Origin of the sequence: Providencia sp. PROV269 (assembly GCF_028477785.1) — a bacterium.
GTDB classification, from domain to species: Bacteria; Pseudomonadota; Gammaproteobacteria; order Enterobacterales; family Enterobacteriaceae; genus Providencia; species Providencia rettgeri.
Genome location: NZ_JAMPLV010000003.1, coordinates 216977 through 238280, shown reverse-complemented (window position 1 = coordinate 238280; position 21304 = coordinate 216977). Strand labels below are relative to the sequence as shown.

The 21304-nt window shown below is 39.0% G+C and carries 20 protein-coding genes and 2 pseudogenes; 15 read left to right on the top strand and 7 right to left on the bottom strand.

Annotated features, from left to right (window positions below):
• The first annotated feature begins 4 nt into the window (after positions 1 to 4).
• From PR683_RS05555 to PR683_RS05520, 8 genes are all read left to right on the top strand, one after another.
• Positions 5 to 598 (top strand): hypothetical protein, encoded by a 594-nt coding sequence (locus PR683_RS05555; protein WP_238562734.1) that lies wholly within the window; start codon positions 5 to 7, stop codon positions 596 to 598.
• Positions 598 to 1179, top strand: coding sequence for a hypothetical protein (locus PR683_RS05550; RefSeq protein ID WP_238562733.1), 582 nt, complete (start codon positions 598 to 600; stop codon positions 1177 to 1179). The genes PR683_RS05555 and PR683_RS05550 overlap by 1 nt, the downstream gene beginning before the upstream one ends.
• A 43-nt stretch (positions 1180 to 1222) precedes the next feature.
• Entirely contained in the window at positions 1223 to 1600 is a 378-nt protein-coding gene (locus PR683_RS05545) for a hypothetical protein (RefSeq protein ID WP_238562732.1), read from the top strand.
• Between the two features lie 69 nt (positions 1601 to 1669).
• Entirely contained in the window at positions 1670 to 2068 is a 399-nt protein-coding gene (locus tag PR683_RS05540) for a DUF6950 family protein (protein WP_238562731.1), read from the top strand.
• A complete protein-coding gene (locus PR683_RS05535) occupies positions 2068 to 5337 on the top strand; it encodes a phage tail tip protein J-related protein (protein ID WP_272581711.1) in 3270 nt (1089 codons plus the stop codon). Before PR683_RS05540 ends, PR683_RS05535 begins: the two co-directional genes overlap by 1 nt.
• Complete coding sequence (locus PR683_RS05530; protein WP_196719464.1) at positions 5334 to 6344, top strand: DUF6453 family protein; 1011 nt, start codon at positions 5334 to 5336, stop codon at positions 6342 to 6344. Before PR683_RS05535 ends, PR683_RS05530 begins: the two co-directional genes overlap by 4 nt.
• Before the next feature lie 73 nt (positions 6345 to 6417).
• Positions 6418 to 7854, top strand: coding sequence for a phage tail fiber protein (locus PR683_RS05525; protein ID WP_272581710.1), 1437 nt, complete (start codon positions 6418 to 6420; stop codon positions 7852 to 7854).
• 160 nt (positions 7855 to 8014) lie between these two features.
• Entirely contained in the window at positions 8015 to 8746 is a 732-nt protein-coding gene (locus PR683_RS05520) for a carbonic anhydrase (RefSeq protein ID WP_264967310.1), read from the top strand.
• 389 nt (positions 8747 to 9135) lie between these two features.
• On the opposite strand, the gene PR683_RS05515 is transcribed toward PR683_RS05520, so the two are convergent.
• The gene (locus tag PR683_RS05515; protein ID WP_272581709.1) at positions 9136 to 9348 is read right to left on the bottom strand and encodes a helix-turn-helix domain-containing protein; all 213 of its coding nucleotides are present in this window, start codon (positions 9346 to 9348) and stop codon (positions 9136 to 9138) included.
• Complete coding sequence (locus PR683_RS05510) at positions 9326 to 9595, bottom strand: hypothetical protein (protein ID WP_264967309.1); 270 nt, start codon at positions 9593 to 9595, stop codon at positions 9326 to 9328. The genes PR683_RS05515 and PR683_RS05510 overlap by 23 nt, the downstream gene beginning before the upstream one ends.
• A 180-nt stretch (positions 9596 to 9775) precedes the next feature.
• Here PR683_RS05510 and umuD point away from each other — a divergent pair, with 180 nt between their 5' ends.
• Both umuD and umuC read left to right on the top strand, forming a co-directional pair.
• Positions 9776 to 10192: a translesion error-prone DNA polymerase V autoproteolytic subunit gene (umuD, locus tag PR683_RS05505; protein WP_264967307.1), complete on the top strand. Its 417-nt coding sequence runs from the start codon at positions 9776 to 9778 to the stop codon at positions 10190 to 10192.
• The gene (umuC, locus tag PR683_RS05500; protein WP_264967305.1) at positions 10192 to 11454 is read left to right on the top strand and encodes a translesion error-prone DNA polymerase V subunit UmuC; all 1263 of its coding nucleotides are present in this window, start codon (positions 10192 to 10194) and stop codon (positions 11452 to 11454) included. The genes umuD and umuC overlap by 1 nt, the downstream gene beginning before the upstream one ends.
• Before the next feature lie 249 nt (positions 11455 to 11703).
• Here the strand turns inward: umuC and PR683_RS05495 are convergent, their stop codons facing one another.
• On the bottom strand, positions 11704 to 12354 hold the full coding sequence (locus tag PR683_RS05495; RefSeq protein WP_264967303.1) for a DUF421 domain-containing protein: 651 nt from the start codon (positions 12352 to 12354) through the stop codon (positions 11704 to 11706).
• Positions 12355 to 12362: 8 nt separating this feature from the next.
• Entirely contained in the window at positions 12363 to 12809 is a 447-nt protein-coding gene (locus PR683_RS05490; RefSeq protein WP_109913094.1) for a DUF3290 domain-containing protein, read from the bottom strand.
• Between the two features lie 1380 nt (positions 12810 to 14189).
• Between PR683_RS05490 and PR683_RS05485 the strand changes: the two are divergent.
• Positions 14190 to 14357: pseudogene (locus PR683_RS05485) on the top strand (NADP-dependent isocitrate dehydrogenase); the annotation flags it as partial.
• A 111-nt stretch (positions 14358 to 14468) separates the two neighbouring features.
• Here the strand turns inward: PR683_RS05485 and PR683_RS05480 are convergent.
• Positions 14469 to 14601: pseudogene (locus PR683_RS05480) on the bottom strand (integrase); the annotation flags it as partial.
• A 527-nt stretch (positions 14602 to 15128) separates the two neighbouring features.
• On the opposite strand from PR683_RS05480, the gene PR683_RS05475 reads away from it, so the two are divergent.
• The gene (locus tag PR683_RS05475) at positions 15129 to 15593 is read left to right on the top strand and encodes an Hsp20 family protein (protein WP_004911545.1); all 465 of its coding nucleotides are present in this window, start codon (positions 15129 to 15131) and stop codon (positions 15591 to 15593) included.
• Positions 15594 to 16056: 463 nt separating this feature from the next.
• Positions 16057 to 16449, top strand: a complete 393-nt coding sequence (locus PR683_RS05470) for a YgiW/YdeI family stress tolerance OB fold protein (RefSeq protein ID WP_004911541.1) — start codon at positions 16057 to 16059, stop codon at positions 16447 to 16449.
• 85 nt (positions 16450 to 16534) lie between these two features.
• Here PR683_RS05470 and PR683_RS05465 read toward each other — a convergent pair whose 3' ends face one another.
• Both PR683_RS05465 and PR683_RS05460 read right to left on the bottom strand, forming a co-directional pair.
• Positions 16535 to 16741, bottom strand: a complete 207-nt coding sequence (locus PR683_RS05465) for a hypothetical protein (protein WP_004261484.1) — start codon at positions 16739 to 16741, stop codon at positions 16535 to 16537.
• A gap of 647 nt (positions 16742 to 17388) precedes the next feature.
• Positions 17389 to 17880 carry a glutathione peroxidase gene (locus tag PR683_RS05460; protein ID WP_004911535.1) on the bottom strand — a complete coding sequence of 164 codons (492 nt, stop codon included), beginning with the start codon at positions 17878 to 17880 and terminating at the stop codon, positions 17389 to 17391.
• Positions 17881 to 18308: 428 nt separating this feature from the next.
• Between PR683_RS05460 and PR683_RS05455 the strand changes: the two genes are divergently transcribed.
• Positions 18309 to 20459: a TonB-dependent receptor gene (locus tag PR683_RS05455; RefSeq protein ID WP_115167120.1), complete on the top strand. Its 2151-nt coding sequence runs from the start codon at positions 18309 to 18311 to the stop codon at positions 20457 to 20459.
• On the top strand, positions 20447 to 21301 hold the full coding sequence (locus tag PR683_RS05450; RefSeq protein ID WP_109913090.1) for a heme/hemin ABC transporter substrate-binding protein: 855 nt from the start codon (positions 20447 to 20449) through the stop codon (positions 21299 to 21301). The genes PR683_RS05455 and PR683_RS05450 overlap by 13 nt, the downstream gene beginning before the upstream one ends.
• Positions 21302 to 21304: the final 3 nt, after the last annotated feature.

Below are 21304 nucleotides of genomic sequence, written 5' to 3'. Positions count from 1 at the left end.
AACAATGGTACTTGAATGGCCTGAGAATGTCGTACCTTCCTCAATGAACTGGCAGTTAATCAGTAACAGTAAAACATTTACCTCGGCATTTACAGGGAGTAGTCAAACGGTGAGGTTTTCTGGAAGCCGCTGGCGCTGCACTTTAATGTTCAATAATCTCACTGAAGCCATATCTAGAGAGTTAGAGGTTTTAATGGCGCAACTGGACGGCGAAAGCGGGCGAGTGAAAATTAGCAATTGGATCAGGCAGGGATTACAAGGCAAGGGCTCACCACTTGTTAGTATAGGAAACCAAATGGGAAAATCGCTACAAACAAAGGGATGGCTAAAGAATTCAGTTGTAGTGCGCAAAGGGGATTACATTACGGTGAGTAATGAGCTAAAAATGGTCACTGAAAATGTGATAAGTGATAAAGATGGGAATGCAATTATTCCTATCTCACCCATGCTTAGGTTGTCACCACAAGTTAATGAGAAAATAGAATCCGTGAAGCCATTTGGAATTTTTAAATTAACAAGTAATGATCAAGGAAGTTTTCAATATCGCCCTGGTGTATTCTCCAATGTCACCATCACATTTGAGGAGGCTTTATACTGATGTTGTATCATCCTTTTTCAAACGCAATGGTAAAGGCCATTAATGATGGTTTCGAACTGGTTATTGCAGCCAAACTTGATCTCAAATCAGGCGTGACAAGAGCTCATACCGGGCTTGGTAATTTAATTATTGCGGGTGAGGTGTATCAAGGTGTTGGATCTTTGGGAAGTATAGAGCCAGTTACCGAAAGTAACTCAACCAGTCCACAGCAATTAATATTATCGCTTTCTGGTTTTGACTCTCTCCTTATTGCAGATGTTATGAATGAAAGAAGTCGTGGTCGCAATGTTAGCTTGATGCTGGTGGCTTTAGATTTCGACGGCAAGCCAGCATTGGCTGAAATTATTTTTGCTGGGCAAATCTCCAATATTGGTGTTACTACCGGTAATAATAACGAAGTTGCAGTTACAGTATCTAATCGTTTTGAGCGATGGTCTCAAGGGCTACCCGATAGGTTTACGGATGAGTCATGGGCAAAGCGCCATAAAGGTGATCGTATATTTCGGTATGTGCCACAAATGGCTGAACGTGCTATATACTGGGGTAGCAAGAAAGATGCACCGACATTTATTTATAAGTGAATGTTATTCATCTTTAATTTGATAAATCATCTGTAGAGGCCCCATGAAAAAGGAAATTCTATATATTTCGGCTTTTTTAATTATTTTACTCATTGTGTTTTTTATAATACGTTCATTCAAGATTACCGATGGTAAAATTGCTGAAATCGCAGAAAAAGAAGTTTCAAGTACACTTTACGATCCTTACACAGCTAAATTTAGCAATATAACTGTATCCAAAATGAGTGATGAGTCAGGAGCGAAAACATATAGGGTTTGTGGTTTTGTTAATTCGAAAAACTTATATGGTGCTTACACTGGTAATAAGCAATTTTATATTTTGATTTTGTCATCGGGAAGTTCACTTTTCCCTCTAAATAAACCAGTGATAGAAGATAGTCAAACATATGGCGGTATAGTTAATACACTTTGTAATAATTAATGCCTTAAAACTATAGCTAAGATTTAACCACCCGCTTCGGCGGGTTTTTTTACGCCCGGAGATCAGCAAATGCGACACCCAAATTGGACAACTCAACTTCCTGAAACCTTGCGCCAAGCTATGCAAAAACCGTTTGTTTGGGGGGAGCATGATTGCTGCTTGTTTGCTGCTGATTGCGCAATTACGGTGTGTGGTGTTGATATCGCAGAAAAGGCTCGAGGCAGATACAAAACCAAATCAGGGGCTATGCGAGTTTTAAAATCTGAGTTCGGGGGGCTGGAAACTGGTCTATCGGGTTTCTTTCAAGAAATAGAACCCGATAAAGCGATACGTGGTGACCTTGTTATGTTTGATGGTGACGACGGAAAAACTCTTGGTGTGCTGTGGGCGAATAAAATATGGGCTGTCACTGAAGATGGCGCAAGGCCTGTTAATCATAAACCTATTAAAGCGTGGAGAGTTGAGTAATGGGTAAAGTTGTCTCTAATGTCGTCTCTGCGGGTTTAATGATCGCAGGTGTAATGGCAACCGGCGGGTTGGGTACCGCTTTGATAGTTGCCGGAATTGCTGTTCAAGCGGCTAGCACGTTTATTTTCCAAGAAAAAATGCCATCGATGCGTTATCGGGACCAGTCAGAGCGCAAACAGATGTTACGTTCAGCAGTGGCGCCAGAGACCATTGTTGTCGGTAAAACAGTTCAGTCAGGTTTGCTGTTTTTCGCCGAAGAAGAAAAGGGCGATCAAACAGATGGCGAACGTTTATTTATGGCCATTGCACTTGCGGCCCACCCGATTCATAAAATTGGCCGCATTTGGTTAAATGATGATTTGATAGAAACCTTTGGCGACAAGGTCAGTTACGAGTTTCATAACGGCCGCACCACAAGTGACCCATATTTATTGAAGCATGCGCCCTCATGGAAAGATGACATGATCGGCGAAAATTTAGCGTGGTTGCGGTTAACACTGAAATACGATGCTGAAAAATTCCCTTATGGTGTGCCTAATGTCAAAGTTGAAATGTGGGGGAAGGAAGTATACGACCCGAGAGTTGGCAAGGAAATTTGGACTGACAATGGGGTATTACTTGCGCTTGATTACTATCGTAGTTATCTCAATGTGCCTGATTTAGAGATAAATTTTGATGAATTTAAAACAGCAGCAGATTTAAGCTATGAGCCGATTGTAACCCCGGAAGGGAATACGGAACCCCGCTATACCATCAATGGGGCTTATGAGCTTTCCGAATCGCCGTCATCACTACTTGATCATATGCACCGGTGCATTGCTGCAGAGCCGACTTATGTTGCTGGCAAGCACGGAATTCTAATGCAAGCATACAATGGCCCAGCTGTATTGCGCATTGAACCGAATCAAATCATCGACAACGTTAATATCACACCTGAACTTGCGCTACGTGATGCAACTAATGCGATTTACGGTACCTTTGTCGATGCAGAGCAGCAATATGTTAAAACTGACTTTGAGCCCATTATTGTTAATGAATGGGTTGAAGAGGACGGGTTAGAGATTAAAGAAAATATCGATTACCGCTTTGTCACTAGCCCATACCAAGCAGCACGCCTTTCTAATTTATATCTACGCAAAAAACGCGCAGGTCGTCGCATTCAATTAAAAATGGACATGGATGGTTATGCGTATCGACCAGGGGATGTTTGCTTGCTGAACTTACCACATATTGGCATACAGAACTTTGAGTGTCGTGTGGCTGAGTGGAAATTTCACCCGCAAGAGGGCGTTGATATTCTCCTCGAGGAAGACGGAGCTTATATCTATGAGGATATCATCGGAAAGCCTTTTGTTCGGCCTCCATTCACTGTTTTACCCACTGGCGGCGTGGCACCACCGCTTAACCTTGCTTTTGTGGCCACGAATATTGGTGAGGTTGTTCAGGGTTATTTGAGCTGGCAATCCGCTGCTGCGGATGTTCGCTATAACACGGTAAACATTATAGAAAGCGGCAAAGTAATTCAGTCCATTCAGGTACCACAAGATAGAGTAGATTTATCAGGCCTTGTGCGTGGCTCATATCGTGCCGAAGTCCGTTCTATCAATGCGGCTGGTGCGATGTCTGCCCCTGCGATTGTTGATTTTGATATCCAAGCCCCACCTAAACCGGTTAGTGTTGAAATGGTAGGCGGCATGTTCTCACTGACCTGTATCCCGCATGGCGGCGAAACCGCACAACATGGATATACGTTTGAATTCTGGTTCAGCGACAAGAAACTGGCCAGCACGAATGACACTGAAGTCACTACAAAAGCCAATCGCCAAGGCCAAGGGCAATTCTGGACTAAGAAGAATTTAAAAGCCGGCACTGATTATTGGTTTTATGTTCGAACAGTTAACAGCTATGGAAAGTCTCAGTTTGTTGAAGCTGTAGGAAAGGCTGACGGAACGCCAAAGGATATGATTGACGAATTAGGTAATAATTTCCTCACCACCGAAGCTGGCCAGCAAATGCAGGAGCAAATCGACTTCAATCAAGGAAATGTTCAACTGCAACTTGAGCAAGCAGCCGAAGCGACACTTAACAACACAATGATGTTAAATCAAGTCTCATGGCGCTTATTCGAAGAAGAGGGCACGCGTAAATCTGAAATATTCCGACTTGAACAAGTGAGAGTATCAGACCAGGAGGCACTAGCACGTTGGCAGCAACAAGTTAAAACCGACTACGAGCAAACCTCATCCGCTGTTCTAAAATTACAAGAGTCATTATCAACACTTGAGGAGTCAACAGCGAAAGATATTTCACAGGTTAAAGCTGAGATTAAACAAGTTGATGACAAGCTAGGGCCGATGGATGCCCGTATTACGGATCAGTCAGAGGCGATTGCTAAAATCGATGAGACACAGACGAAGCATATTGAAACAGCAGAATCCCGATTTAGTGATAATGAAGCGTTAATTAATCAATTGTCACGCACAATTGCCAATGCTGAAAGCTCACTAGCAGAAATGGGGATGCAGCTGACAGCGGAATATGGCAACCAATCGGTTGAGCAATTAAGAATAAAAGCGTCTATTACTCGACTCGATACTGTTACAGCTAACAAATTCCAATCATTTGCACAGTCTATTGAAAAGCTAGAAACGCAGTTTAATGATGTGAATGCAACCATCACAACACTTAAGAAAACAGTGTCTGATAATGAGAAATCACAAGCGGAATTAAATGAGCTAATTAAATCAGAAATTGGTGATAATAAGGCAGCAATTGAATTGCGTGGGCAAACCGTTTTCGATCACAAAGGAAATGGCTCTGCTATCTACACAATTAAGACGGGTATTAACTGGAACGGCCAATACTATGACGCTAAGTTTCTCATGGGCGCAACTGTTCAGAATGGAAAAGTGGTTACACAAATTGGTTTCAGTGCGGATACCTTCGGTATTTTCAATCCATCCAGCGGCAAGTTGGAGCCTGTTTTCTTTGTAGAAAATGGTCAGGTGTTCATCAATGAAGCGTTTATTAACAAGGCCACAATTGAAAAGCTTCTGGTTGGTGTAGAAATTAAGTCAAAACGCTATGAAAAAGGAAAGGCTGGGTATCGGCTTGATGCGGAAACAGGTAGCGCGGAGTTTAATAAATTGGAAGTTTATGGCGATTTTAAAGTGAGTGGCGATGCTGGGCGTGTCATTTTAGATGCAACGGGACTGATGATTTATGACCAATCAGGGCGATGGGCGGTTAAAGTTGGGAGGAAACCATGAGTGATCTGGGCTTATTTATTAACCCTAAAGATGGAGGAAAATCCATTGAATTAACAAAAGATAATTACCCTCTCACGTTCATCACTAAAATTACCACCCACCCCAGATATCCACAAAAAGACAACAGAAACAAGTCCGTTAATGTGCCCGGGCTCTCTCGGTATAACGTGGTGATTATTCCCTCAGCACTTTGTCATTTTCTAGCCTATGGTTCGGTACAAATGGTAAGAGTCGGTAGCTATTGGACCTCAGGAGATACTTTCCACTGCTATTATGATGAGTTCGGTGGCCCTGATGGTTGGTTGCCGGGAAGTGATGGTGAGTCGCATTTTTTCTTATACGGCACGCTAAAAGATAATCCACCTGATACTTATGGTTTATTTTTGAATGCAGGGGCGTCTGCAGCAATTGATAACTTTCGAAGTATCACCCAAGAAAATGAAGTGGCTTATTGTGTTTATCGTAAGAAAATTTATATCGACGTCAATAACAATCGAGGGTACTGGAGCTTACCGAACGATATACCCAATCGTAGTTCTGCGTTAGTTTTCCTGCGGCCAGAAAGCACAAGCCAAGTACTTCGCTATGACCGACCTAACAACCGGATTATATCTTGGGGGGCGGGTTGGGTGTATGTCGTCGTTTTTTCGTACGGCTTAAATCTACAACCCGCCGATGGATTAACGATTTGGAACAAACAGGGTAAAGTGGTTTTCAACTCAGATTACATTCCATTCTTTAATAATGGGCACACCATCAAAATGAGTGGAAATGTCGCCACAAGCTCATTTGAAAAACCGATGTTCAGCATGGATATGCCCAATACATGGTTAGAAAATGAAAGGGTAAACGTTAACTGTTATTTATCAGGGTTTAGAGTTGAAAATAACAAGCTAATCGCAAACCGGATGTGGACCATCGATTTTTACCCAAGTTACGCTAACTATATGTATAACCAAGTCGTGTATTCCAGCTCCTATTGCATCGATTTTAATGATTACTTTTAGCTTCTAAAAACACTCAATCACAAATAAGCCGCTTAATTGCGGTTTTTTTACGTTCAAAATTCAAGGAAACACCATGATTTATGAAATTGGCACTATCTCAACAAAGGCTAACGACCCGAGAATCACAGGTAAAAGCACGTTATGGAAAAACAGCGTGACGAAAGTCTCTGTGGGGCAAATTATCCTTATCCAGTCGGGCAATACGATATATCAAAACAGCATTCGCTCGGTGGAAAGCGATACACAAATGACGTTAAGCTTTCCCGTTCCAGTGGCGCTAACAGATGTGAAATACGTTATTTCAATCACGATGATTGGTTCAGTATCAGACGGCGTTAACAAAGCAACAGCGATGGTTACTGAAAGCTATCAATTGATGATGATATTGAACCGACTCATGACCGAATCCGGTGTGATTAAAGTGGTGTTACCTGATGGCACTGAAATGCAACTGAGAACGGAGAAAGAAAGGGATAGGCTGCTAGATGGGAAGTTTGATAAAAATGGCGGCACTGTAAACGGTGAATTGACTTTAACGGGTAAATTAAAAACATTAGGTGGTGAGCTTGTTGCGCAAAAACAAGGAACAACCGCGTCAGCAGTTTTGAATATTAGTAATACAAACATACCTCAACTAAGCGCGAAAAAAGATGATGCGAACTGGACTAACCATAATTTTCCTGACAAATCAGGAACATTAATGCAAGTTGGTGATTATGGCGTTGGTAGCCAATCTATGTATTCAAATATAGACAATACAAGACCTTACATTACTGGTTTTCGTACATTCGATGCATCACTAACGAATACGATTAATAAAAATTTAATTGGCGTTACCTTATCTTGGGCTGCTAATGGGGCAGGGAGGGCGAATAAAGTATTTGCGTGTGAAGGCGGAAGTGCAGCATATCCGAATTGGTATTCTCTGTCGTATACGAGCAATGAGGCAGTTCCTTTTACTCAAATGTTTTATACCACAGCAAACACAACTAAAGACTCAAACGGCAACTTAAAAGCAGCCTCCCCGGTAGTAAAACTCTTCTCTGATGACATTGAGTTAAACGACGAATCTGAAGGCGTTGAAATGGAGCACCTTGGTGTTGGCCATTACCTCATTAAAGGCGTTGTAGGCTTTAATGCAGATGGTGCATGGGGTATCAATAACGGCTTTGTCATTCCTCAAGACCATAACGGTAAAAACATGATTCTCATTGATTACGAGGTGAGGCCTGATGGTGATATTGAAGTTTTTGTTTTCCACCAACAGAACGCAGATATGCCAGAACGTTTCCAGAACAAGCGCATTAAGCACTTTGATGAAGAAGGCGCGCCTGTTTACTTCGAAAACTACGAGCCTTGTGACGTACCTGAATCGCGCTGGATAGACATGCGTGTCGAAATGCCACCTAACTCCCTCTACAATCAAAAGCAAGCTGAAGCAGAGAGACTCGCTAAGCTAGAAGCAGCGCGATTAGCGCAAGAAGAAGCTGAAATGGATTTAGAGATTTAGACTGATTTCTGGAATAGTATTTTGATTATGGTGGAGTGTAGTATGATTTATTTTGGTTAAGGTGTGCTTTTTACTGAATTAATAAGATAAATCCCAATGCCATTTGTGTGAATCAAAGTGTAGTTTTAAAACTCATATTAACAACTTGAGTTATTATTACATGAGTTATAATAAAACTATATTATGCATTTTGGCTGTTTTTGCTTTTTCATCACAAGCGAATTCATTATGGACTTATGAAGGTAGTGGCGCACCTGAAAACTGGGGGAAATTGAGTGATGAATTTAAAGTTTGTGAAAGTGGATTTAATCAATCACCAATTAACATTGATAACGTTATTGATGGAAAATTAAAGCCATTAGCTATAAATATACATACGCACGCACAAAAAATCGTCAACAATGGGCACTCAATACAAATCAATGTTAATGATGACGATGATTTTTCTATTGATGGGGCAACTTATCAATTAAAGCAATTTCACTTTCATAGCCCAAGTGAAAATGAAATAAAAGGTAAACAATATCCATTGGAGCTGCATTTTGTTCATTCCAAAGATGATGGAGGAGTTGCAGTACTAGCAATCATGTTAGAGGAAGGTGACACTAACCCAGCTATAGAGCAAGTATTGAGTAATATACCAAAAGAAAAAAATCAGGAAAAAGAGTTAGGTAAAAGTATCGACTTAACAGCACTTTATCCAGATGATAAAAGCTATTACCGTTTTAGTGGTTCTTTAACCACTCCGCCGTGTACTGAAGGTGTAGTATGGTTAGTCATGAAGCAGCCTATAAATGCATCAAGAGAACAAATAAAGAAATTTCAACAAGCTCTGGAGCATTCAAATAATCGGCCAATCCAGCCTTTACATGGTAGGTTGATTGTGAATTGATATAAGCTTTAATATAATGCGCCAGCTCGAGTAGTTGGCGCACATAGATCACTTATCAAAATATTCCACTTCGGCTTCTTGAGTTTCAGGAAGCCAATCACCATCGTTAAATATCTCTTCCAGCGTTTATTCAATATACGTTTTCTTCTCATTCTTCCCAAGACCGTCGATAGACACGTTATCTTGAGTACTCGAGTTTATATCGATATTTAGATCGGGGTATTAACGCAAGAAGAAGCTAAACGTGCAGCAGAGGAAGTGGAAAGGGCGGAGCAGGAGGCTGCAGAACGTAAACAGTATGGCCTTGGCGAAAATGATGTATTGTTGTAATAATGCACGGATATGCGTAGAAAAGAGATGAATAAATCGCAAGGCCAATTTGTTTTGGCCTATTCTTTATATTTTTCTATTAGAGTTGATTCTTCAACGGACAATATATCTGCGATAATCATCAAGTCGTCTGCATAGACAGATATTTCGCCATTTTCACACTTTATATAGTCGACCTCGGAAATAGTGAGATTTTTTGCAATTTCCGATGTTGATATGCTTTGAGATAAGCGTAAGTGCTTAATAAATTCACCGAGAGTTTTGTTCGACATTTTTTCTATCTTTAGCTTTTTTTAATGACAGATGAAGATATGTTTCAATGAATCTTATCACTTTTTGAATCTTTTGTTCATCAGCGAGTTGCCAATTCTGGTTAAGCATAAACTCGTTAATTGAAATGCCTTTGCAATCTATTTCAGTTCTATAAAAAACGTAAATCTTTGACTGCTCCGTGTGAGATGGCTCTCTATTTTCGTTGATACAGTTTAATGCAAGTAAAAGTAGTTGATTTTTGTTCATGTAACCTCCGATTATGAGGTCGTATGATATGTGAGCCACAGGGAGGATTATATCAAGATCAGTCGGAAAAATATAAATCTTACTAACTAGTACGATGTAGAGGCATGTAAAAATAGGGCTTTACATACGCATAAAATGATCAAATAATACTGTGCATGCATACAGTATTATTGGTGTCGTATGAAATTAAGACTAATTGAAACAGATGATTTACTAGCAAGCTTCCCTCTCTTTCTTGACCGAGTGCCAGCAGGTTTTCCATCACCCGCTGCGGACTATGTTGAAGACCGCATAAATTTAAATAGCGCCCTCATTAAGCACCCTGAAAGCACATATATGCTCAGGGTCGAAGGCAATTCAATGATTGATGCGAATATCAATGATGGTGATGTTGTTATTGTTGACAGCGCGGTCAAAGCAAAAGAGGGAGATATCGTTATAGCTAGCTTCGAGGGCGAGTTTACGGTCAAGAAACTACATCTCAACCCGCCTATGCTACTGCCTATGAATCCCACTTATTCGCCGATCATTATCAGCGATGAGCAGGATTTTCAAATATTTGGTGTTGTTACCTACATTATTCATCGGGCGCAATAATGTTTGCGCTTGTTGATGTAAATAGTTTTTATGCAAGTTGTGAGAAAGTCTTTAGGCCAGATCTGGCAGGGAAGCCGGTAATTGTTTTAAGTAATAACGATGGCTGTGTGATTGCACGTTCATCAGAAGCGAAAAAACTTGGCGTAAAGATGGGGGAACTGTATTACGAGCGCCACAGTTTTTATAGACAAAACAACATTAATATATTTAGTTCTAACTACGTACTTTATGCTGACATGAGTAATAGAGTCATGTCACTATTATCAACATTCGCGCCCCGTTTAGAAATCTATTCAATCGATGAGGCCTTTCTTGATTTTGCAGGTATGAATAATACTTTTAATCTTGAGGAATACGGCCGTGAAATTCAATCAACTATCCTCCAAAACACTCACCTCCCTGTAGGTATAGGCATTGGCCCTACAAAAACTTTAGCTAAATTAGCCAACCATGCGGCAAAAACATGGAAAAAAACAGGTGGTGTCGTCGAGCTCTCCAGCGAGCAACGGCAGCGAAAATTATTATCTCTTATTCCAATCGAAGAGGTGTGGGGTATTGGCCGTAGAATATCGGCAAAATTAAGGATCATGGGTGTAAATACCGCTTTGGATTTAGCAAATACGCCAGTAGCAACCATCCGTAAAACATTCGGGGTTACATTAGAAAGGACATTGAGAGAGCTCAATGGTGAGCCGTGTATTGAATTAGAAGAAGTCCGAAAAATAAAACAACAAATTCTTTGTTCACGTTCATTTGGGCAGAAAGTTTTAGATATAGAAACAATGCGCAAGGCGGTGTGTGATTATGCTGAACGCGCAGCAGAAAAATTAAGAGAAGAAAAGCAACACTGCAAAATTATTGGGTTATTTATTCAAACCAGCCGCCACGCATCAGGCGAAGATTACTCGAATAGTATCAATATAAAACTCGAATACCCCAGCAGTGATACCAGAGATATTATCAATGCAGCAATGCGTGGGTTAAATACTATTTGGCGTGACGGTTACCGGTATTATAAAGCAGGCATCATACTATCTGATTTTACTGATTCAGATATTGCTCAGCTTGATATGTTTTCAACACAAAAGCCATTTCGTAATAGCGATGAGTTAATGAAAACATTAGACGCGATTAATAAGAGCGGACAGGGTAAAGTTTGGTTTGCAAGTAAGGGCGGTGATAGTGGATACAAAATGAAAAGAGAAATGTTATCACCTGCTTACACGACAAATTTTGATGAATTGCCAGTGGTTAAAAGCTAGGACATGGGTTGGATGCTTTAAACGTAGGAAGAAGAGCTGTGAAACACAAACAATATGGACTTTGTTTTTTGGCCTGACACTGCTGGGACACAGAGCCAAATTGAATCTAACGGACAACTCTGTGTCAAAGCAGGAGTTAATGTCAGCATCTTTAGACAAGGTAGAACATGATGACATGCGTAAAATTGTACCTTATTAGCCATAAGGTACTAGAAGTATTATCAGAACAATACAAGGTGCAAACCTGACTTAAATCTCGGTACTATTTTTCTCATATCCATATAAATTAATCCTACCCGACAAATACTCACCTAAATATACTTCACTGATTTTACTGAAACCTTGTTTCGATATATTGTCTTCTAACCACTCAATATCTTTGTTGATAATTTCGAGTAGGTCATGGTTAGCTAAGCCATCAACAATAATTGGATAACGTATATTTTCATCACCGCTTTGGATGATTGTTAATTGTCCATTTTGTTCGAGAACAACGCGTTTTAGCTGCTCTATTTCGTAAATGCCATTTGATCTTAGTTTGAACATCAAATCATTAGCGGAAACGCCATTTTTTAGACACTCTTTAACATTAACACTGCCATTATGTATCAAGGTTATAGGTTTACCATCAATAATTCGCTTAATGAAAGGATTATTCTCTTTTAAAAATTTAAGGGCGAAAACAAGCAAAGTCCAGATGATTAGCACGAGTATAAATTGCAGTACTGTTATTGATTCATTGTAAATGACACCACCAATAATACCGCCTAGAACATAGTTTTGAACCTGATCCATTGCTGATGAGGGGGCTAAATTGCCTTTGCCCATGAGGTTTATTTGAACAATCAAACATAGGATTCCCAATCCAAGTTTGATAATAATAGGTGTATAAATAATCATTTTATGCCTTATTTTTTTATGATTGTTATTTTGGGATTTGTTAACCAAACTTTTTCTAAGCTGTAAGTTTGTTGATCTAAGCTTAAGTGAATACGGTAATACCGGTCATCAATTTTAATGATGATGCCATCAGATAATTGTACCGAGTTAGAAAATATAGAATTGACATCTACACCTTTCTCTTTTGATAATAACCTTACGAAATTAACCATTTGTGATGATTTTGAGTGTATATTTTGGCTATCAGTATAATCTTCATACTGAATACCTGAAATGAAGAGTAAAAATAAGAAGGCGATAATCGTTAAATCCCGATATTTAGTTTGTAGGCGGTGACGCATATACAAGATAAAAAAAACTATTAAAACAAACAAAGTTCCAAAAATAACAATATATTTTAAATAATCATTTATATTAGACTGCGTTTGCAAGTAATCTATCCCATAAAAATTCATATAGACATCATTCCTGATTGTTTACGATATTCATCTTCATTATAGTGATTTATTGCCATTTTAACTCTGGAATTAAAAAATAATTAAGAGTTGTTATACCTTATCCAAGGTTTGTTGGTGATTTCTTTAGCTGGAGTTAAATCACAAAGCATGAATAATATCTATCCATTACTTAAACTATCTCTTTGTGTTCTCTGCATGCTGGCGGTTGAATGCCAATATTGGACTTTGCTATTAGGCAGGTACAATGAGTAGCGCGATACAGCACTGTTACTATCGATGTAAATAAAAACATGTTTTAAAAAACAGTATTGACCTTAAATCTCAAATGAGTAAATTAATAACCAGCAGCACAATAAAAGTAGTTAGAAAATGGAAAGAAGTTCTGGGAAAGCCATTTTGCTTTACAGGCCACGAAGTTTGTTATTTGGGATCTAGTTGCTTTCAGGCCTTGTAGTGATTGTGCTGATCTGCAAAATGGTAGTATTAGTGCGACGATGTAAGGCCTTGTTTTTAGTTGATGCTGACGGTTTTTTATTTATGGTAACCGTATGAGCAAAGGGCAACGCATCAAAGAGTATATGTCGCGAGGGGGATGTGCTTGTTTAGATTGCCAGGCTTAGGTTCTGAAAGCGCAGGCAGATGTATGATGAGATAAATAGAGGGAGGATTTTAGTATTAATGCCTAATATTATCTATAGTAAACGGGTACATTTGAAAGCAGTATAAACGTAGTATTATTTTTTTAAGTTCATTAATGTTAAATTTGAAGTCTGAAGTACCTTAAAAGCCCTAACCGCAATGGTTAGGGCTTTTTAATATTACTTCCTCGTCTTAATTGTAAGTTCTCCCAACAAATCAATAAAACTAACTTTGATAATTTTCTCAGATGGCTCCTTGATACCTTATAGGTTTGGCTAGGTTTAATTAAGATAAGCAAGCTGTAACAGCCTGCTCATTGGTTATATTTCCTAAATGTTAATCTTGCGGTTACAGTTGCTAGAAGAACTGTGAACGTCTGTTCTTCGCTCAAATCAGACTGTCGACTTTAGTTAACTGATAATACAGTAAAGAGATTTTGAGCAACTATATAAGACGATTGTTGTAAGAGGGTTTTAATCCTAGTTTTGTCCTACTTGAAATTTAGACAAAAACGGAAGTGAATATCTGCTCTTCTTTTTGAAGGTTGGCTGACATGGCAGGATTTGAATCTATAGAAATCGACTAATTTGCGGTCAATGTTTGATAATTAGTAGTTATCAAAACTAAGTTAATCATTTGTGTTATCAATAATTTAAAAGTCGCTATTTTTACTATGAGAAAGATAAAGTATTAATGATAATATTATAAATATCAGATGATTATGATTAATGCAGCTATATACTGCTGCGCCATATGGGCTGGACTGAAGCGGCTGACCTAATCGTTAAAGGTATGGAAGGCGCAATCGAAGCTAAGACTGTAACGTATGACTTCGAACGTCAATTAGAAGGCGCTAACTTACTGAAATGTAGTGAGTTCGGTGACGAAATCATTAAACACATGTAATTTATTACATGGTGTGATTAGGAACGGGAGCCTAAAAATTCCCGTTTATTTTTTGTTCAATTAAAATTTTCCCCAAAACCCCTCCCCAAAACGGCTCAAAAAATAGGCTATTTAGATTGCGGTAATTTGCCATTCTTTACCTCGGTCATCATTATATTTATCAGTCATAGCTTGACTCTTATGGCCTGATAAACTTTTAGTATCGATGCCTTGTTTTATATAACCTTTCAGATAAAGCGTGTTGAAGCTCTCCCTATTCAGCCGATAGCTGAGCGCTTGCGTTTTAATTTGTTAATTTTTGGCATAAGAAACACGTGGCAGAAATAATAAAAAAAGTCATAAAGATTCGGAAGTGGCTCGCTGAGTTTGGAGGATTACAAGGTAATAAAGCCAAGTGGAAGCGAAAGCAACTAGGGCTCCCCGACATTCTCTCCCATAAATTTGATGGTATCATTAACGAGCTTCTAATCGCTTATGGCATTATCTGTTGTAACTGTCGATATGCAGCTCATCTGTTACCTTTATATCTCTCGAAGATATCGATCAGTACCTTAGGATTACGGTGTAGGCCTGTCAGCTATGGTGTGTCCTTTATTCTATGACGATGACTATTAATTTGTAAAGAAATGTAATTGCAAGCTTGAAATTCTAGTTAGAGACACTATATAAGAAATGCACCAAGATAAAACATTATTCTACACTAAGTACATAATTAATGGTGCATGAGTAGTGTGTGTTTAGTTTGATATATAAAATATTGAAGGAGAAATTATGTCTAACATTAGATCTTTTTCATTATTCCCAACATTATCGGATAGCTTACTTTCTAACAGATTTGACCAAATGGATCGTCTGTTTAGTCAACTTACAGGTAATAGGCCTTTAACTTCAGAACATCCGTATAATTTAAAACAAATAAATGAAACGAGTTATCAATTAACCATTAGTGTTCCAGGTTATAAGGAAGATGATTTAAGCGTATCCTTAAAAGGTGGGAAATTGTATGTTCAAGGTGAGCAATCAGCTGAATTAGTTAATGACTCAGAGAAAGAGAAATGGATCCATCAAGGAATCACTCAAAATAAATTTTCGCTTGAATTTAATCTCGGTAAGAATGTAAAGATTGAAAGCGCTGAGTTATCTAGTGGTTTACTTACTTTGGACATTGAATACGAAATCCCAGATGAAGAAAAACCTCGAGTTATAGCTATTGAAAATAAAGATATAAAATCATAGAGTTATAATTTATGACCCGTCAGCAATGGCGGGTTTTCTTTTTTAAGAGTCAGCTCATATCACAAGTGGAATATTTAATATTACCATCTAATTATTTTCGTTAATTTCTGGTTTTGTGCTGAACCTGACCATTTTCTATAAAGATGATGTAAGTGTTGAACCTGACCATTTTCTATAAAGATGATGTAAGTGTTATTGAGAGAACCAAGCGCACAGTAGTGCTTGGATATTTGAGCAGCCCTAATTTAAACGGTTCGTCTGCGCTATATCAGTTATCCATAAAAGATCGCCTAGGCGGTCTTTTTTATAGTTAAAATAAACATAAGATTTATCGTCACGATTGGTCAGAGTTACATGTGCAGTTATCTGCAATAACCCCTCTAAAGTGTTAATTATTTGCCTTAAGATTCTGTTAAGATTTAATCGATAAACTATAAAAAATTAACAGACAAAAGGAATTATTATGAATAAGGCAATTATTGCGCTCGTATTATCAGCAGCTTCATTTGGCGTGTTAGCTAACAACCATGCTGGCGGATTTGTTTCGAATGATGGTTCTGTTGGTCCAAAAGGTGGGTTTGTTGCAACGGCTCAAGCAGTGACAACTGTCGTTCAAGCGAAAGAGCTTCCTGATGATGCATGGGTTTCACTTGAAGGTCATATTGTTAAACAGATTGGTAAAGAGCTTTACGAATTTAAAGATAGTACTGGCTCAATCGCTGTAGATATTGATGATAGACGCTGGCGTGGACAGGTTGTGACGCCTGAAACAAAAGTTCGTTTAGATGGTGAAATTGATAAAGAGTGGGCTTCATTAGAAGTTGATGTGAAGCGAGTAACTATTATCAATAAATAATCGTAAATCTTTAATGAGCCCCATGATCGGGGCTTTTCTGCAATGAAAACTCCGCTTGCTAGCTTCTGTCTAATTCGTATGTTAGTTAGATAGCTTTATCTATCGCTCTTTCAATCGCTTTACATTCGGGACTATTTCCACTGGACTGTTCTATTTTCCCAGGTAAGTTACCTTCGGGAGTATCCATTTTTATCTCGCAAGTATCTGACTTAGTTTGGGGTTTAGTGTTTGATGAACAAGCTGTTACTAAAGCGATAACAAAACATACTAATATAGCTTTGTTTTTATGCATACTGTCTATCCTGTTTTAAAGGGGGTATTCTGAGGCTACAAAGGTTAAGTGCAAAGCGCAAAGAAATCCATGAGGTTGTGCTGTGTGGTTTTTGTTTTCTATAACAATAAGGTAACTTCAAGTGGTATGCCTGTCAAAAACTCCTTACTTTGGATTATTGGTTAATCCTTACTTTATCTACAGTGCTTATAACTTCGGTGTTTTCCCTCATTAGAATACTTCGAGATTGTTTTTATTTAATTCTACAAATGCTATGCATTGAGTAGTATTTGTAGAATTTGGTATACCAGATTAACTACCTATGACTGCTTTCATTGCTTCGTTTTGTTTCGTAATTGCATTCAGGTAAGCGGGACACGATTTTAAATTATCATGATGGTTAATAATATTTTGAGGTATTTTGAATTCTAAATTCAAAGCCTATTGAGTTGTTTGGAAAAGGAAAATATCGGCGATAGAAAATTTATTATTCGCGATGTATATCACAATTTATCCCACTTATAATCAAGAAGATAAAAGGATTGGAAGCGAATATTGAGTTTGGCGTCAAAGAAAACTCTTGGGAAGACTACAGGTAGAAAAGGATTCCGTTTCTCGCTATTTCAAGATAACAGATATAATCAATCTCCTGTGATGTAGATATTTAATTATGATTGTTCTTTCGAAAGTGCTGCAAAGATTGCCGTTTCCATTTTTTCAGGGGTAGTATTGGGTGCAAAGCGCTTGAGCGGGGCGCCGTCACGACCAATCAAAAACTTAGTAAAATTCCACTTAATTCTCTTACCTAGCAAACCGGGCAGTTCGTTCTTAAGATAGCGAAACACTGGATGTGTAGCGGCTCCATTGACTTCTATTTTCTCGAACATCGGGAAACTCACACCATAGTTAATATAGCAGGTCCGTGCGATTTCATCAGCGTTGCCAGGTTCCTGTTTCCCAAACTGATTGCAGGGGAAACCAAGCACCACCAAACCTTGGGCGGCGTATTTCTTGTAGAGAGATTCAAGTCCACCGTATTGTGGTGTAAAACCGCAATGACTGGCTGTATTAACGACTAGAACCACCTTACCTGCGTAGTCTGCCATAGAGACAAGCTGGCCACTAAGACTTCTAGCCGTTAATTGGTAAAAGGTACTCATATTCTAGTCCTCAAATGTGTGCGATGTAGCATTGAAGATATTGATGGTACAGTTTAGTGCTTTAATTTTATTATTTACATAAATAATTATTCGCAATTGCCATCCCGAATTTTGTCATAAAGCTTAAGAAATTACAGCTTGTGATAATCATAACCTCTATGAACTTAATAAGCTCCAGCGAGAATTTGACGACCTTTCTTTCAGGAACAGGGGCAACCTTGAGCAATATTTCCCCTTCCAGTTTTATGGGTGAATAAGTTCGGCGCACTGCAGCAGCGGATTGCTGGAGGGTGGACTTATAATTTTCGTTATGCTTTTTTGATTTAAATCAAAGTTGCATGCTATTTGCAATTTATTAATTGACCATTAATTAGTCCCTAAACTATAAATGGTAATGATACTGATTATTATTATCATAAAGGTTAACTATGCGTACGGATATTAATGGAACATTTTTACTCAGCTCATTAGCGCTTTTTGTTAGTCAAGGAGCCTTCTCTGCATCAACGCCTCCACCGCGTGCCCATATTGATGCCAGTGAAACGATGGTTGTCACATCAACTCGAAGTGAAAGTAGTTTATGGAATAGCCCAGTAACAATGCAAGTCATTGATAAGCAACAGCTTGATAGTTCGACAAACATAGCGCTAGCAGATGATTTACGCGATATTCCAGGTGTTGAAATTACCGATAATGCCTTAGCGGGACGTAAACAAATTCGCATTCGTGGGGAAGCATCTTCTCGAGTATTGATCTTAATTGATGGGCAAGAAGTCACTTATCAACGGGCAGGGCAAGATTATGGTGCTGGGCTGCTTATTGATGAATCCGCATTGGAACGCATTGAAGTGGTGAAAGGCCCCTATTCAGTACTTTACGGCTCTCAAGCTATTGGTGGTATCGTTAATTTCATAACCAAAAAAGGTGGCAATAAGCCATTGGGAGGCACTGTTAAGGCGGTATATAACTCCGCAACGACAGGGTGGGAAGAGTCAGCAGCGGCATGGGGGAGCATAGGTAAGTTTGATTATCGGCTCAACGGAAGTTACTCCGATCAAGGTGACAGAGATACTCCCGAGGGGCGCCTAAAAAATACGAACCATCGCAATAATAGCCAAGGTATGTGGTTAGGTTACACCGAAGGTAAACATAAATTTGGTCTTTCCCTTGATAGATATAAATTGTCGACACAAACATGGCATGAAGACCCAAGCTATGAACACTTCAGTGTCAAAATTCCTGATTTAACTCGTGAAAAAATTGGTCTTTTTTATGATTATCAAGCGGATGGTGAATATATTAAAAATATTCATTTAGATGCTTATGAACAAACTATTGAGCGTGATTTTGAAAATAAGCTGGCGGTTGTGACACCAACAGGGAGCCCAATGATTGGCGATTTACGAGTAGCTAATCAGACTCAATCGAATGACAAACAATATACTCAAGGGATCACACTACAAACAGATATTACACTACCCGCGAATAATCAACTGGTTGTGGGAGCTCAGCTTCAGCGCGACCGTGTAAAGCAGTCTTCAAAAAGTTCAACAGAGTCCCAAAGCTCAACGCAGTTCCCTCCTGCCGTCAATTATACAAAAACCAGTGATTCACATAATCGAACAGAGCAAACAAACTGGTCGATATTCGCTCAAAATCAATATGCTTTTGCAGATGATTGGAAGTGGACATTAGGGGCGCGGCAATATTGGTTAAGTTCGGAGTTGTTAAGTGGTTTTGAAAATACAAATCACTCAACAACGGGGAACACTTATCATAACCTTAAAAGCTCAAAAACGCATGATAATCAATTTATTACATCAACAAGCTTACGGTATTCAGGGTTTGAGAATACAGAGCTGCGTATCGCATTCGCTCAAGGTTATGTATTTCCAACATTGAGCCAATTATTTATGCAAACCTCAGCGGGGGGAAGTATCAATTATGGAAATGAGGGACTAAAAGCAGAGCGTTCTAACAACTATGAAATCGGTGCGCGTTATAACGGTAATCAATGGTATATCGATAGCGCTTTATATTATTCTGAAGCGAAGGATTATATCGCTTTAGTCACATGTTCAGGGCAGTCAATATGCAGTGGAAACAGTAATTCTTCACGAACAGGATATCACTATTATGACAATATCAATCGTGCGAAAACATACGGGCTAGAAATGACCGTCGAATACCAAGGATGGGATATCACTCCTTATGCCACAGGGAATTATTTACGTCGTCAATTTGATGGTGTGAATATAAAAACTTGGGATACCGGAGAGCCTAATGTTAGTGGGCGCTTTGGAGCTAAACATCAATTGATTCTAGACCAAGTGAACTTAACCTCAGATTTATATCTTCGAGCTGCTGCAAAAGCACAGGATAAAACGGGTGAAAAGCCAACGAGCACAGCAGGCTGGGCCACTCTTAACCTTGCGTTTAATACAGAATTTGGCTCAGACGATCAGTACCAAATTAACTTATCGTTAAATAACTTAACCAATAAAAAATACCAAACTGCCCACGAATCAATCCCTGCTTCTGGTTTTAGCGCTGCAACAGGCTTTGTATGGAAATTCTAAAAATGAAAAAAATAATAGCTGCACTATTTGTACTCAGTTTTTCAATAGTGAGTGCTGCGAGTGAAAGAATTGTTGTGGCAGGAGGCTCTCTCACAGAGTTAGTTTACGCTTTAGGCGCTGGAAACCAAGTGATTGGTGTTGATGAAACAACAAGTTGGCCAGTGGAAACAGCAAAATTACCTCATATTGGTTATTGGAAACAGTTAAGTGCCGAAGGAATTTTATCTTTGCATCCAACGTTGTTTGTCACTTGGCAAGATGCAAGCCCTCAATTGGTTTTTGATCAGCTAAAACTGCAAAAAGTCAGTGTATTAACGTTACCTCGAATACCAGCTACGGTTGAACAAATGTATCTCAATATTCATACCTTATCGGAGGTGTTACATAAACCGGAACAGGGGAATGCGTTGGTTAATCAGTTACGTAGCCGATTGGATAATATTGCTCAAATAAATGAAAAGAAAGGCAAAAAAATCAATGTGCTATTTATTCTTTCCGCGGGTAGTAGTGCGCCACAAATTGCAGGGAAAGGTAGCGTTGCCGATATCATTTTGACACTGGCTGGTGCGAACAATCTTGCGCAACACACACAATACAGAAGTTATAGCGCAGAAGGTTTGATTGCGGCAAACCCTGAAGTGATCATTGTAACCAGCCAGATGGTAGAAAAGGGCCTTAACCAGCTAGAACAAGTTCCCGGACTTACCCGAACTTCTGCTTGGAAAAATAAACGCATTGTGAGTATCGATCAGGCACTCATTTTAGGTATGGGGCCTCGAATTGCGGATGCCGTTGAGATTTTACACCACAATATTTGGCCAGATGAAACGGATAGTGAGTGATAA

Bases quoted from the DNA above. Each gene is read 5' to 3' on its own strand.
- PR683_RS05555 (WP_238562734.1), top strand. From the start codon at position 5: ATGGTACTTGAATGGCCTGAGAATGTCGTACCTTCCTCAATGAACTGG.
- PR683_RS05475 (WP_004911545.1), top strand. From the start codon at position 15,129: ATGTCTAACATTAGATCTTTTTCATTATTCCCAACATTATCGGATAGC.
- PR683_RS05510 (WP_264967309.1), bottom strand. From the start codon at position 9,595: ATGAACAAAAATCAACTACTTTTACTTGCATTAAACTGTATCAACGAA.
- PR683_RS05550 (WP_238562733.1), top strand. From the start codon at position 598: ATGTTGTATCATCCTTTTTCAAACGCAATGGTAAAGGCCATTAATGAT.
- PR683_RS05450 (WP_109913090.1), top strand. From the start codon at position 20,447: ATGGAAATTCTAAAAATGAAAAAAATAATAGCTGCACTATTTGTACTC.
- PR683_RS05515 (WP_272581709.1), bottom strand. From the start codon at position 9,348: ATGTCGAACAAAACTCTCGGTGAATTTATTAAGCACTTACGCTTATCT.
- PR683_RS05465 (WP_004261484.1), bottom strand. From the start codon at position 16,741: ATGCATAAAAACAAAGCTATATTAGTATGTTTTGTTATCGCTTTAGTA.
- umuC (WP_264967305.1), top strand. From the start codon at position 10,192: ATGTTTGCGCTTGTTGATGTAAATAGTTTTTATGCAAGTTGTGAGAAA.
- PR683_RS05525 (WP_272581710.1), top strand. From the start codon at position 6,418: ATGATTTATGAAATTGGCACTATCTCAACAAAGGCTAACGACCCGAGA.
- PR683_RS05460 (WP_004911535.1), bottom strand. From the start codon at position 17,880: ATGAGTACCTTTTACCAATTAACGGCTAGAAGTCTTAGTGGCCAGCTT.
- PR683_RS05535 (WP_272581711.1), top strand. From the start codon at position 2,068: ATGGGTAAAGTTGTCTCTAATGTCGTCTCTGCGGGTTTAATGATCGCA.
- PR683_RS05470 (WP_004911541.1), top strand. From the start codon at position 16,057: ATGAATAAGGCAATTATTGCGCTCGTATTATCAGCAGCTTCATTTGGC.
- PR683_RS05455 (WP_115167120.1), top strand. From the start codon at position 18,309: ATGCGTACGGATATTAATGGAACATTTTTACTCAGCTCATTAGCGCTT.
- PR683_RS05520 (WP_264967310.1), top strand. From the start codon at position 8,015: ATGAGTTATAATAAAACTATATTATGCATTTTGGCTGTTTTTGCTTTT.
- PR683_RS05495 (WP_264967303.1), bottom strand. From the start codon at position 12,354: ATGATTATTTATACACCTATTATTATCAAACTTGGATTGGGAATCCTA.
- PR683_RS05540 (WP_238562731.1), top strand. From the start codon at position 1,670: ATGCGACACCCAAATTGGACAACTCAACTTCCTGAAACCTTGCGCCAA.
- umuD (WP_264967307.1), top strand. From the start codon at position 9,776: ATGAAATTAAGACTAATTGAAACAGATGATTTACTAGCAAGCTTCCCT.
- PR683_RS05490 (WP_109913094.1), bottom strand. From the start codon at position 12,809: ATGAATTTTTATGGGATAGATTACTTGCAAACGCAGTCTAATATAAAT.
- PR683_RS05530 (WP_196719464.1), top strand. From the start codon at position 5,334: ATGAGTGATCTGGGCTTATTTATTAACCCTAAAGATGGAGGAAAATCC.
- PR683_RS05545 (WP_238562732.1), top strand. From the start codon at position 1,223: ATGAAAAAGGAAATTCTATATATTTCGGCTTTTTTAATTATTTTACTC.